This window comes from Salinicoccus carnicancri Crm, from assembly GCF_000330705.1.
Taxonomy (GTDB): Bacteria; Bacillota; Bacilli; order Staphylococcales; family Salinicoccaceae; genus Salinicoccus; species Salinicoccus carnicancri.
The window spans coordinates 468,588-481,474 of record NZ_ANAM01000008.1; the positions used below are offsets into that span (position 1 = coordinate 468,588).

The following is a 12,887-nucleotide window of genomic DNA, read 5'->3' on the forward strand; positions in this document are numbered from 1 at the left end:
GCTCATATATTCTACATACCGTATTCACATTAATTCCAGCGCGACAACACCCTCCACATGGTTCGTCTGTGGGAACATGTCGACCGGCGTGACCGGGCTGATGTCATACCCCTGCTCTCCCATGTATTTCAAATCACGCTGCAGTGTACTCGGATTGCAGGATACATAGATGATCTTCTCCGGCCTGACTTCGGCAAGTGCTTCAAGAAATTCGGGATGGCATCCTTTCCTCGGTGGATCGACGAAGACGACATCGGGTTTCACTCCCTCTTTGACGAGTTTCTTCATCACTTCCTCCGACTTGCCCAGATGGAACTCGGCATTCTCGGCGCCGTTCAACCTTGCGTTCTCCCGCGCATCCTCCACTGCGGAATCAACGACTTCTATACCGATGATCTTCCCTGCACGGTCTGTTGCCGACAGCCCGATCGTTCCGATGCCGCAATACGTATCGATGATGGTCTCATCACCTTTCAGGTCGGCTGCTTCCAGTGCTTCCCGATAGAGTTTCTCTGTCTGTTCATGATTCACCTGATAGAAGGATCTTGCCCTGATCCGGAACTTTTTCCCGAGCAGTGTATCTGTGATGTAGTCCTTTCCATAGAGGACGTTCGTCCTGTCACCGAATATCACATTCGTCTTGTCCGGGTTGATGTTCTGGACGATGCTCGTGACCATCGGGAACGACTCGATGATGGCATTGATGATGCCAGTGAATACATTTTTCTTGCCGTTGGTGACGAATGCGACCTGGACTTCCGAGTCATCATGGTTCGAACGGATGATGACATGGCGCAGCAATCCCTGATGCATGGCCTCATCATATATGGACACTTTCTCTTTGTTGAGCAGTTCTTTTATGAACACCATCAGATCGTTGTGGATCTCCTTTTGGATCAGGCAGTGTTCAATGTCGACGATATCGTGGCTCCTCGGCTTATAGAATCCCATCTCCACTCTGCCGTTGTTGAATTTCACAGGAATCTGGGATTTGTTGCGGTAGTGCATCGCTTCATCCATGCCGACAGCGGGGTTGATTTCCTTATCCAGCCTTGCCATACGGTTGATGCTCTTGTCCATCGTTCCTTTCTTGAATGCAAGCTGCTCCGCATAGTCCAGCGTCTGTATCTGGCACCCGCCGCATTGATAGTAGTACGGGCATGGGGGATCTATGCGGTTTGCAGAAGGCCTGATGGTTCTCTCGACTCTGCCGAAACCGAATTTCTTATTGGCTTTTATGACTTTAACTTCAATTTCCTCCCCGACAAGTACGTCGGGTATGAAGATCGGATAGTGGTCCACTTTGACGACTCCCATGCCTTCATGCGTATAGTCCGTCACAGTTCTTGTATAATATTCATTCTTGGTTACTGCGGTCATATTCATCCCTCTTACTCCAGATTAATTTCATAGCGGCTGAAGCCGTGTTCCGTTTCCTTCATGTGCCTGATCGGCTGATTTGTCATTATATAATCCTTTGCCTTTGTCGCTGTTTCCATCCTGTATGTGCCGCGCGGCAGAATTGTCATGGGGTCACGGAGCTCAAACTGCGGGTTGCCCCTCATATAATCGATAATTATGTCCCGTACACTCAGCCTTGATTCATGCAGTATTTCAGCATTCCGCAAAAAAGGTGTATAGGATACCCGGTAATTGTTCGCAGGGATGATGAATTCATCATCATCTTTGACTTCCCTGCCCATATACTTCACTTCAGCCACCCGCCGGGAGTCATGGATCTGTTTGGCTGTACTGTCATATCTGGGCGGACGGGTAATGTCAAAGACGTAATCAAGGTCAAAAAATGTATCATAGTTATAACTGGGGAAGCCGTCCCTGGAACGGTTCGGCCTCAATAAAAATCCGTCCTCGTCAGGAATGATGAACTGCGATGCACTCCACTCCAGCCATTCCCTGAGTGTGGCTCCGTCAATTTTAATGACGAGCAGGGTATTCGCATGTTTGTACAGATCGATCGCTTCCGCAAGTGTCACCGCCCCTGCTTCAAGCACTGTAAAGTCGTGAGGCCCGTCCCTGCCTGCTTTGACCGCAGCATTGAAACCGAGTACCGGCAGGCTTTCAAGCTCACCGGCTGCAATCAATCTTTTGGCATAAGCTTTCCCCGCTTCCGCCACCACCTGGACTGCTTTTGAAGGGAACAGTCTCGAGAAATAAGTATGCCAGGGGCTGTCAATCTCTCCTATGGGAGTGGACAGATACTCCAGGACCTTTTTGTGAAAAGGTTCGTATTTAGCTAATAGGCGTGAATCCAATCGTGTTTCCCCGGTGTCAATCAGACAGGCCGACTGGTGCCGGGTCTGCCAGCCGTCCTGACTCCTTTCGACCTCAAAGCTGAGCTTTCCGGCATGACTTCCGTACACGCCGGGCTGTACCATAGGTTTATTGTTGATTGTCCCTCTTTTGAAATCGATGGTGCCGATCGATACGTCAAAGTCTCTGTCCGGAAAGAATTCATGCGTGTGACCAAACACGATACCGTCCACATCCTGGATCATGGTCATCAGAAGCGTCTGGTTCTCACCGGATGTTTTCAAATGATCCGGATTTTTGCTCAGACCGGAATGTGAGAGGAGTATTGTCAGATCGGCGCCGGCCGCTTTCATCTCGGCAGCTGTCTTTTCCACCGTCGTCCGCATGTCGGCAACATTGAGCCGGCCTTCCAGATGGAATGCATCCCACTTCAGGATCTGTGTCGGCACTACGCTCAGAAAGCCGATCTTTATCGTCCCGCCGGGCGTCTCCTTCTCCAGGATTGTATAAGGCAGTACACGTTTACTTAAGGGATGATCCATGAAATCCACATTGGAGTTTATGATTGCAGGCCTGAGGCTTGTGTATACAGAATGAAGGTAATCCAATCCGAAATTGAATTCATGGTTGCCGATGCCGATTACGTCGTAAGTATCATTTATAATCCGGGGCAGGAGCCGGTGGCCGGGGCCTGCCTCAAAGTCATAATCGTTCCATACGTCCCCTTGCAGAATATCACCGTTATCAACAGTCAGGACCATCTCATCAGGATGGGACTCCTTGTAGCGGTCGATATAGGACTTAATATGGAGAAGGCTTGTGCTTTTCTCTTTGCCGCTGAAATAGTCATATGGATAAACGGCACCATGGACATCCGTCGTAGCAAATACTGTCAGCTTCATAATACACCTCGAAAATATAGTAGTTCCCATTATATCAGAAAGGGATGTATATAGGCATATCTGACCTGAGACTCCAGAGGCATCGGAAGCATCGGTCTATATCACCGGCCAGTCCATTGCCACTGACGGCAGACTGGGCCTGTATCCATCCCGCTGCAACCGGGAGAATGATGGATGGAGGGTATCCGGCCTGCTCCAGTAAGTCCTCCCTGAAACAAAAAGGAGGCTGGGACAAAACTATTCCCGTCATAAATAGGACGGACGTTAGCTTTTCCGGGGCATCGCGTGAGCCTGTAGTCTCACGCAGATGCTATTCCCCCAGAAGTCCAACGTCCGTCTTTTGAAGTATAATCGACTATTTATATATATCTTCAGGACTTATATCCCAGTCTCATTGAAAATCAATAGCTGTATTTATCGTTCAGTATATGTACTTTATAGAATGATTCCGGCACCCTGACTTCCAGGTGCTCTTTCATATTTTCGAAATGCGCCGGCAGAACACCGCCGAATTCGCCATCCAGATTGAGTTGCACTTCCTCGTAAGAGGATATATGGACATCCTGGGCTTTGTACACATGGACTTTGGGATGCTTCAGATGTTCGCCCCGTGTTGCAAGGGTCAGTATGTGACCGAGTTCCGCAAGGCTTGCCTCCTCTACGATAATCAGTGAAAAGTATCCGTCATTGAATGCCGCATCCGGCACCAGTTTGTCAAAACCGCCGATCGAATTGGTGAGCCCGAGCAGGAACAGCATGACTTTGCCTTCGAAAATGTTTCCATCATAATCAATCCTCACGTTCGAGCTTCTGATCTGGGGCAGCATTTCGATCCCCTTGACATAATAGGCAAGCGGTCCAATGATGGCTTTCAGTCTGCTTGGCGCCTCGTAGGACACTGCGGTAATCTTGCCGCCTCCGCCGATATTCATAAAATATTTGCTGTTCATCCGTCCCAGGTCGATTCGGGCGGTCCTGCCGTCCACAATCATATCAACCGCATCCAGTATCCCGGGTGGAATGTGCAGCGCTTTTGCAAAATCGTTCACAGTTCCCATCGGCACGATGCCGAGTTCCGGCCGATCCTCAAAATCAGCCATGCCGTTGATCACTTCATTGACCGTACCGTCCCCGCCCGCGGCAACGATCAGGTCAAAGTCCATCTCACATGCGTTTGCGGCAGCAGAAATCGCATCTCCCTCACCGGTGGTCGCGTGTGCACTCGTGATATAGCCATTTATCTCCAGACGTTCGAGCACAGCTGCCAGTGATTCTTTGAATATCTCTCTGCCGGAGGTCGGGTTGTATATGATTCTCGCAGTTTTCATTTCCTTCTCCTAATTTCATGTTTTGAATATGAGTAAAACAAATAGACACTGAGTAAAAACACAACAATCTGCAGTATGCGGGTCAGGGCAGGCATATCGAGTGCTGACATGAAAATCATGAATCCGATCAGGACCAAGTTCAGTATGAACAAAAACCTATACAAATTCAGCATCCCCGGGCTGGCCGGTAATCGCGAGGAACAACCTTGACTTTTCCGCCTGATACTCCGCCCTGCTGATCCTGGATTCCAGGTAATCATCTTTGATCTCTTTCAACCGGCATGCATATGATGGATTTTCATTGATGCAGTCCCTGCAGTAAAGGATGTCATCCTTCCGCTTTGATCCGTACTCCATCAGTATGAAGTTCACCGCAAATTCTTCATAGGGACAGCGGAGAATCGTCTCCCCCTTATAATAAGGACTGACTTCTTCGACGACTTCGTACCCTTCCTCAATCATATGCCCCGGGAGTTCTTCCAGCGACCGGCTGTTTTTGACAAGCATCAGTATATCTATATCCCCGGGAAGTGCAGCCGGACCGAGACTTGTCGATCCGACATGGTGAACTTCCATCGCCACTGATTTGTAATGATTGAGTATATCGAGTGTCGCCTTAATATAACACTCTGATGCTTTTTCATATAATAAGCTGTCATTCATTGTTTATCATTCCTATATATCATTCACAAACAGATTTGTGTATAATTAATTTGACAATTTTTTTATTTTTCATATTATACCATATACCAGTGAAAGTATGAACATCCCATACCAAGGAGGGCACCATGAAAAATGTATTAATCGTCATACTGCTCATCGTATTTGGCGCCGGGCTGTATGTAAACTTTGGCATGAGCCAGAATATTGATCAATCAGATATCATCTCCGGGACATCGCAGGAGGAAACAGAGGAAGGCAGTGAAAACAGCGGCTCCGAAACATCCGGTGAAACTGGAGACTCCGGTGATGAGGCAGGCGGGCAGGACCTCGCTTTCAGCCAGGAACCACTGCAGGAGCGCTACACCCAGGCCGTGGAAAATAATGAAGCACTCATCATCGATGTCCTCCTCCCCTCGTATTATACAGATGGTTTCATCGAAACGCTTGCGGGGCAGTTCGGAAGTGACAATATCGAGTTCAACCGCATCGACATAAATACCAACACCGTCGATCTGACGGAACTCACAGTGAGCGAAAACAGCGATGCCGTCATCATGGATGCGCTGCAGATCAGGGACTACAACGACGAAGTCCTGCCTGAGCGTGATACAGATAACCTCACCAGCGCCTATATGAATATCTACAATAGCGGCAAGGTCGTATACATCCTCGGCAATCCGAACGCACACGAGCATGAAAATCTCGCCAATTCCCTTGCAGAAGACCAGACATATCTTACTGAGAACGACTACTTCTACATCGACAACCAGGACACTGCACCGGCCGGCGAATTCTACGATTACGATGCCGGCACCCTAACAGAAGAAACAGAAGGCATCATTGCAGAAAACATTTATGGATATATGACCGAATAAAAATTGAAGATACGACGATGAGGCACCGGAACCGATTGGTTCCGGTGCTTTTATGGTTGATGGGAGACTGGAATTCTTGTTCTCTTATTGACGTTTTTGATTCGATGACAAGAGACAGTCTTCTCTTATTAACGATCGAATTTCGATGATAAGAGACGCCCTCTCTTATTACCGTTTTTGATTCGATGAAAAGAGACAGTCTTCTCTTATTACCGATCGAATTTCGATGATAAGAGGCACCCCTGGTCTTATTGTCGTTTCCATTTCGATGAAAAGAGGCACCCCTGGTCTTATTGTCGTTTCCATTTCGATGACAAGAGACAGTCTTCTCTTATTACCGATCGGTGAGCTATGATAAGAGCTTCTGCCTCTCTTGTTTTCGATCCCTAATCGATAAACCCCCGTCTCTCACTTCAACGAAAATCGGACGATGAGACGAGCCGCCGCCAATATAAAAACGCACACCTTTTCGGTGTGCGTTTCTGTGGTAAATCTATCTTTTGTTGATCTCTTCGAGCAGAATCTGATTGACCATCTTCGGGTTGGCCTGTCCTTTGGATTTCTTCATGATCTGTCCGACGAGGAAGCCGATTGCACGGTCTTTCCCGTTCTTGAAGTCTTCGATGGACTGTTCGTTGGCATCGAGTACTTCTGTGACCATTTCACCGAGGACCTCAGGGTCTGAAATCTGCTCCATGCCCAGGTCCTTGACGGTCTTCTTGGCATCTCCGCCTTTTTCTACCAGTACAGCAAATACCTTTTTGGCCTGTTTGCTGGAAATTGTGCCGTCTTCGATGAGTTTGATCATGTCTGAAAGATTTTCCGGTGTGAGCGCAGTGTCGCCCAGTTCCACCTGGTTTTTATTCAGGTATTCACTGACGCCGCCCATCAGCCAGTTGGATGCAAGTTTCGCATCTGCCTGATTGGATTCGACCATCGCATTGAAGAAGTCGGATGTCTCTTTCCTGAGTGTCAGAACATGTGCATCATAAGCCGGCAGTTCGTATTCACTGACGTACTTTTCCTTGAGCGCATCCGGAAGCAGCGGGATGCTTTCACGGACCCTGTCTTTCCAGTCCTGGTCGATGTGAATCTCCACAAGATCGGGTTCGGGGAAGTACCTGTAGTCATCTGAGCCTTCCTTGACGCGCATGAGGATCGTTTCGCCTGTCTTCTCGTCGAAACGGCGGGTTTCCTGCTCGATGGTGCCGCCCTTCATGAGGACTTTCTCCTGGCGTTTTTCCTCATGCTCGAGACCTTTCCTTACAAAGCTGAAGGAGTTCAGGTTCTTGAGTTCAGCTTTAGTACCGAATTCCTGCTGGCCATACGGGCGCAGTGAGATGTTGGCATCACATCTGAGTGAACCTTCTTCCATCTTCACATCGGATACGCCTGTGTACTGGATGATGGCCTTGAGCTTTTCAAGATATGCATAAGCCTCTTCCGGTGTACGGATATCAGGCTCTGAAACGATCTCCACAAGTGGTGTACCCTGACGGTTCAGGTCGACAAGTGAATGATCATCCTTGTGCGTGGATTTCCCTGCATCCTCCTCCAAATGGAGGCGCGTGATCCCTATACGCTTCGTCTCACCGTTCACTTCGATGTCGATCCATCCGTTCTCGCCGATCGGCTTGTCGAATTGGGATATCTGATATGCTTTCGGATTGTCCGGATAGAAGTAGTTCTTACGGTCGAATTTTGTAATATCTGCGATATCCATGTTGAGTGCCATGGCCGCTTTCATACCGAAGTTGACCGCCTCCCTGTTCGGAACCGGAAGCGTGCCTGGATATGCCAGGTCCACGACACTCAGATTGGAGTTTGGACCGGCACCGAAATGTGCAGGCGCATCAGAGAACATCTTCGTGTTCGTTTTCAGTTCAACGTGGACTTCAAGTCCGATTACTGTTTCGAAATGCATCATCGCACCTCCAGCTGCAGCTTTTTCAATTCTTCATGAAGATTGAACTTCTCTTCGAATTTGAACGCCGCATTGTATATTTTCTTCTCATCAAAATGATTGGCGATGAGCTGCAGTCCGATCGGACGTCCGTCTCTTGAAAGGCCGCTTGGAATGGAGAGTGCAGGCATGCCTGTCAGGTTCGCCGGCACTGTCAGGATATCGTCCTTGTACATCTGCAGGCTGTCTTCGCTTTTCTCACCGATATCATACGCCGCCGTCGGTGTCGTCGGCCCGATGATAAGATCGTATTCAGAGAATAACTCTTTCATTTCGCCCTCAAGCAGGCTGCGCAGTTTCTGCGCCCTGATGTAGTGCTGATCGTAATGGCCGGCACTGAGTACGAAAGTACCAAGGAGAATCCTGCGTTTGACCTCGGAACCGAACCCTTCGGAACGTGTTTTCTTATAATGCTCTTCAAGGGTCTGTGCGCCTTCAGCCTTATAGCCGTAACGGATACCGTCAAATCGTGCAAGGTTCGCACTCGCCTCACTGGAGGCGATCAGATAATATGCGCTGACACCGTATTTGGTATGCGGGATGGAGACTTCGTCCACTGTGGCACCGAGTGACTCGAATATTTCGGCCGATCTTCTGACCGATGCACTCACTTCGTCATCGATACCTTCACCGATAAATTCCTTCGGCAGCGCAATCTTCATACCGGACAGGTCGCGGTCGATGCCTTCAAGGAATTCAGCTTCGACACCGGGCATGCTCGTTGAGTCTTTGCCGTGGCTGCCCGAAATGATTTCAAGAATTTTTGCATTATCCCTGACATTGCGCGTAATCGGGCCAATCTGATCCAAGGAAGATGCGAATGCCACAAGGCCGTATCTTGAAACGCGCCCATATGTCGGCTTCATGCCCACAACACCGCAGAATGCAGACGGCTGGCGTACGGATCCGCCGGTATCAGAGCCGAGTGAGAACGGCACATATCCGGCTGCAACTGCTGCTGCAGACCCGCCTGATGAGCCTCCCGGCACTGCTTTTGTATCCCACGGGTTGCGTGCAGGCTTGAAATAGGAATTTTCAGTGGAACCGCCCATGGCAAACTCATCCATGTTCTGCTTGCCCATCATCACCGGGTTCTCTTCATTCAGCTTGTCCATGACGGTTGCATCATAGACAGGGTTGAAATCTTCCAGCATGCGGCTCGCACACGTCGTCAGAATATCCTTGGTGCAGATGTTATCCTTGATCCCCATCGGGATACCGAACAGTGCACCATCCATCCTGTCTTCCGCCTGCAGACGGTCCAGCTCCTCCGCCCGCTTCAGCCCCTCTTCTTTATTGACAAATAAAAAAGAACCGATTGTCTCATCAGACGCCTCGATCCGCTCGAACAGCGCACCCACAACTTCTGAGGGCTTTATCTCTTTCGCTTGTATCTTTTCATACAGTTCTTCAACTGTCAGTTCATGAATATTCACGTTAAACCTCCCTATAGCATTTTCGGCACTTTGAAGTAGCCCTCTTTCGTTGACTTGGCATTTTTCAGTGCCTCTTCCTGTGTGAGCGGCTCTGCCACTTCGTCTTCACGGAGCACATTGTTCAAGTCCAACGCGTGGAACATCGGCTCTGTGGAGCTGAGGTCCAGATCATCCAGAAGATGTGCATAGTTGACAATTCCGTCAAGCTCCTTTGTAAATGCTTCCGCCGCCGTTTCATCTTCAAGCTCGATCCTTGCAAGATTGGCGACATGCTTCACCGTGTCCTTATTAATCTCAGACATTCCGTTCCCTCCATTTCTAATTAGAACATTTAAATTTTATCAAATATCCCGGTAAAAATCTATCCAACGGGCATTTTCCCATACCCCAGAACAAAAGTGTATTATTTTACCATTATTTTCTGAATATTCATTGTAATAAAAACCCTCTGTAGTATAATTAAGTTGTGTAATTTTATCCCGCTATAATCGTTATTATGTCAGGGGATACAGCGTATCGGGTGCGATAAATACACAAATTCAATTTGCAATACAAAACCAGTTTTTGTATTGTGACTAAGGGGAGGAGATTTATAATATGATTTTAAACGCAGCAGTAAATTCAGAGTTCACCTTTACGGCTGGTTGGGAACAGTATTCGATGATGGCTGTGTACTTTTTAATCCTGATTTTAATCGGCTATTATGCCTATAAGCAGTCTACGTCGAACCTCAACGAGTATATGCTTGGTGGACGTAACATCGGTCCCTGGGTGACCGCACTGTCTGCCGGAGCATCAGACATGTCCGGGTGGATGCTGATGGGGCTTCCGGGAAGTATGTACAGCGTCGGTCTGTCCAGTATATGGATTGCCATCGGCCTTACAGCCGGTGCCTACGTAAACTATTGGATCGTGGCACCAAGACTCCGCGTCTACTCGGAAGTATCGAAGGACTCGATTACGCTTCCCGACTTCTTTGAGAACAGGTTCAGAGATAACAGCCATATGCTTAAAATTGTTTCAGGTCTTGTCATCGTCATTTTCTTCGCTGTGTATACAGCGAGCGGCATGGTTTCCGGAGGCAAGCTTTTCCAGAGTGCATTCGATCTTCCTTATCATTGGGGATTATTCGTCACAGCCGCCGTGGTCGTTATCTATACGTTTTTCGGAGGATATCTCGCAGTCAGCCTGACGGATTTCTTCCAGGGGACAATCATGTTCATCGCAATTGTGCTGATACCAATTGTGACATGGATGAACCTGACGGGACAGGGCATAGAACCTTTTGTCAGGATCGAGGAGCTCGGCGCACTTGCTGACATCAACTATCTGTCGTTCATCAGTGGTGTTTCAGCCGTCACTATACTGAGCAACCTGGCATGGTTCTTCGGATATTTCGGACAGCCGCATATCATCGTCCGTTTCATGTCCATCAGATCACACAGGATCATTCCGCATGCCCGCAGAATCGGTATAACGTGGATGTCGATTTCACTGATCGGCGCATGTCTGACGGGCCTGCTCGGCATTGCATTCACTGATGCTACACGTCATGCTGTCGCCGACCCGGAGACGATCCTGATACTTATGAGCCAGGTCCTCTTCCATCCACTGATCGGCGGGTTTTTCCTGGCAGCAATTCTTGCAGCTATCATGAGCACGATTTCATCACAGCTCCTTGTCACTTCAAGTTCGCTTGTACAGGATTTCTATAAATTGATCCGTACTAAAGTAATCGGAAAAGAGACAAAGTCCGATGAAGAACTGGACAAGCTGTTCGTTCTCATGGGTAGACTTGCCGTTGTCCTTGTTGCCTTTGTCGCCATCCTCATCGCATGGGATGAGGAGTCTGTAATACTGAACATCGTTGCAAACGCCTGGGCAGGTTTCGGTGCCGCATTCGGCCCGCTCGTCGTGCTTTCCCTGCATTGGAAAGGTATGACCCGTTCAGGTGCGGTAGCAGCAATTGTCGGTGGTGCAGCAACAGTAATCATATGGGTTGCAGCAGGTACTTTCGGTACCGGACTCTATGAAATGATTCCGGGCGTCATAGTTTCAACACTTGCAGCCATTATTGTAAGTAAGCTGACGCAGGATAGAGGGGTTACTGAAGAAATCGAAGCAGAATTTGATGAAACAGTAAGAATCCTCAAGGAAGAGAGATAACACACCCGTGTTCTCAAATTTAAAAGTACCGCCGAAGAGATCTTCGGCGGTACTTTTTGTATATCCGGACTTATTCATATATATGGACATCCATCTCATCATCCTCATTCTTGGTGATGAGCGCATAGCTTTTGCTCTTGTCTTTGATTGAAATTTCCACATTGGTATTCCTGAAATGCTCCTGAACGAGTTCACTGACATACTGGGCCAGCCCGATGACTTCCCCCCGTGAAGTATATTCAACAGGTATTTCTATGGACAGATGTTCAAGATTGCCATCTTTGAAATACCCCTCGCCGACCGACGTCGTAAAACTGTCGAAGTATGATTCCAGTTTTCTGTTGAAGTTCTGGTAGTCACTGTTTATCTCTTCGCTGATACTTCCCGCTTCGGATGAGGGGAGGAGCACATAGTTCTCCTGAATTTCAGTGAATGATGAAATTTCATTGCTGCCCGGTTCAACGGTCGCGGTGGAGAGGAAATGTCCGGGTGTAATATCCGTTTCACCGGACTGCATGAAGATGCCGAACACGATTGTCATATCCTGATACTGTTCGTTCGCACGGATGCGTTCCAGGATTTCGGCCGCCATGCGCTCTCCCTGCTCCCTCACTTCCTGTTCATCAAGCGTTTTGGTATATGTTTCGCCGTACTCCTCCTCCTGGTAGTAGTACTCGCTGTTCATCGCCAATCCGATCGTCATGCCGGAAAAGTCCATGTTGCCGTCCTCATCCTGGGTCATGTAGTTCTGTTCCAGTATATGGGAGAGGTAGAGCGGTGCCTCTTCCGCGATTGTTTCGGGATCTGTCTCGCCCTCTGTGGAAGGGTTGAGCCCGAGGTTGCTGAATGCATTGTTATCCGCCTTCTCCTCCTCGCTCATCGCATCAATCTCTTCTGATGTATAGCTACGGCTCAAAAAGCCGCGGACCATCTCTTCGGTGAAGACCTGACCCTCCCGGAATACATGATCATCCGTGCTGAAAACAGATTTGCTGATGTCGAAAAGACCTTTTTCGAATGTCTCGATATTGTAGCTTGAGACCATATTGGAACTTGTCAGCCCGCGTGATGGTGAAATCTGGTAGGGAATCACCGTCTGATAATACCCCGGATCCTCCCCGACTTCATTTGTCACCGTCTCTTCCTGTTCCTCTACAGGTGCCGTGTTCATTTCCTCTTCATCCGATGCCGTCTGCGTCTGATCGGCCACTTCGCTTTCCGGTGTCCCGCAGGACGCCAAAAAGACCAGCAGCAATGGAGTAAGGATATATAATTTTTTCATA

10 protein-coding genes are annotated in these 12,887 nt (G+C 48.6%); 2 read left to right on the top strand and 8 right to left on the bottom strand.

Translation table 11 applies throughout. From position 1 onward, the window contains the following. Positions 1-24: 24 nt before the first annotated feature. The 4 genes from rlmD to C792_RS0110160 form a co-directional block, all read right to left on the bottom strand. Positions 25-1,380 carry a 23S rRNA (uracil(1939)-C(5))-methyltransferase RlmD gene (gene rlmD, locus C792_RS0110140; protein WP_040608867.1) on the bottom strand — a complete coding sequence of 452 codons (1,356 nt, stop codon included), beginning with the start codon at positions 1,378-1,380 and terminating at the stop codon, positions 25-27. Positions 1,381-1,391: 11 nt separating this feature from the next. Further along, positions 1,392-3,173 (bottom strand): 5'-nucleotidase C-terminal domain-containing protein, encoded by a 1,782-nt coding sequence (locus C792_RS0110145; protein WP_017549334.1) that lies wholly within the window; start codon positions 3,171-3,173, stop codon positions 1,392-1,394. A gap of 401 nt (positions 3,174-3,574) precedes the next feature. Continuing rightward, a complete protein-coding gene (locus tag C792_RS0110150; RefSeq protein WP_017549335.1) occupies positions 3,575-4,501 on the bottom strand; it encodes a diacylglycerol kinase in 927 nt (308 codons plus the stop codon). 156 nt (positions 4,502-4,657) lie between these two features. Further along, positions 4,658-5,164, bottom strand: a complete 507-nt coding sequence (locus C792_RS0110160) for a GrpB family protein (RefSeq protein ID WP_017549337.1) — start codon at positions 5,162-5,164, stop codon at positions 4,658-4,660. A 125-nt stretch (positions 5,165-5,289) separates the two neighbouring features. Here C792_RS0110160 and C792_RS0110165 point away from each other — a divergent pair, with 125 nt between their 5' ends. Further along, entirely contained in the window at positions 5,290-6,039 is a 750-nt protein-coding gene (locus C792_RS0110165) for a hypothetical protein (RefSeq protein ID WP_017549338.1), read from the top strand. Positions 6,040-6,532: 493 nt separating this feature from the next. On the opposite strand, the gene gatB is transcribed toward C792_RS0110165, so the two are convergent. The 3 genes from gatB to gatC are packed head-to-tail and all read right to left on the bottom strand — an operon-like array spanning position 6,533 to position 9,740. After that, positions 6,533-7,963 carry an Asp-tRNA(Asn)/Glu-tRNA(Gln) amidotransferase subunit GatB gene (gene gatB, locus C792_RS0110170; protein WP_017549339.1) on the bottom strand — a complete coding sequence of 477 codons (1,431 nt, stop codon included), beginning with the start codon at positions 7,961-7,963 and terminating at the stop codon, positions 6,533-6,535. Then, entirely contained in the window at positions 7,963-9,438 is a 1,476-nt protein-coding gene (gene gatA, locus C792_RS0110175) for an Asp-tRNA(Asn)/Glu-tRNA(Gln) amidotransferase subunit GatA (RefSeq protein ID WP_017549340.1), read from the bottom strand. The genes gatB and gatA overlap by 1 nt, the downstream gene beginning before the upstream one ends. Before the next feature lie 11 nt (positions 9,439-9,449). Continuing rightward, positions 9,450-9,740, bottom strand: a complete 291-nt coding sequence (gatC, locus tag C792_RS0110180) for an Asp-tRNA(Asn)/Glu-tRNA(Gln) amidotransferase subunit GatC (protein WP_017549341.1) — start codon at positions 9,738-9,740, stop codon at positions 9,450-9,452. 295 nt (positions 9,741-10,035) lie between these two features. Between gatC and putP the strand changes: the two genes are divergently transcribed. Continuing rightward, entirely contained in the window at positions 10,036-11,604 is a 1,569-nt protein-coding gene (gene putP / locus C792_RS0110185) for a sodium/proline symporter PutP (protein ID WP_017549342.1), read from the top strand. 70 nt (positions 11,605-11,674) lie between these two features. On the opposite strand, the gene C792_RS0110190 is transcribed toward putP, so the two are convergent. Further along, complete coding sequence (locus tag C792_RS0110190) at positions 11,675-12,886, bottom strand: CamS family sex pheromone protein (protein WP_017549343.1); 1,212 nt, start codon at positions 12,884-12,886, stop codon at positions 11,675-11,677. Position 12,887 lies beyond the last annotated feature (1 nt).

Bases quoted from the DNA above. Each gene is read 5' to 3' on its own strand.
- putP (WP_017549342.1), top strand. From the start codon at position 10,036: ATGATTTTAAACGCAGCAGTAAATTCAGAGTTCACCTTTACGGCTGGT.
- gatC (WP_017549341.1), bottom strand. From the start codon at position 9,740: ATGTCTGAGATTAATAAGGACACGGTGAAGCATGTCGCCAATCTTGCA.
- C792_RS0110165 (WP_017549338.1), top strand. From the start codon at position 5,290: ATGAAAAATGTATTAATCGTCATACTGCTCATCGTATTTGGCGCCGGG.
- C792_RS0110145 (WP_017549334.1), bottom strand. From the start codon at position 3,173: ATGAAGCTGACAGTATTTGCTACGACGGATGTCCATGGTGCCGTTTAT.
- C792_RS0110150 (WP_017549335.1), bottom strand. From the start codon at position 4,501: ATGAAAACTGCGAGAATCATATACAACCCGACCTCCGGCAGAGAGATA.
- C792_RS0110190 (WP_017549343.1), bottom strand. From the start codon at position 12,886: ATGAAAAAATTATATATCCTTACTCCATTGCTGCTGGTCTTTTTGGCG.
- rlmD (WP_040608867.1), bottom strand. From the start codon at position 1,380: ATGACCGCAGTAACCAAGAATGAATATTATACAAGAACTGTGACGGAC.
- gatB (WP_017549339.1), bottom strand. From the start codon at position 7,963: ATGCATTTCGAAACAGTAATCGGACTTGAAGTCCACGTTGAACTGAAA.
- C792_RS0110160 (WP_017549337.1), bottom strand. From the start codon at position 5,164: ATGAATGACAGCTTATTATATGAAAAAGCATCAGAGTGTTATATTAAG.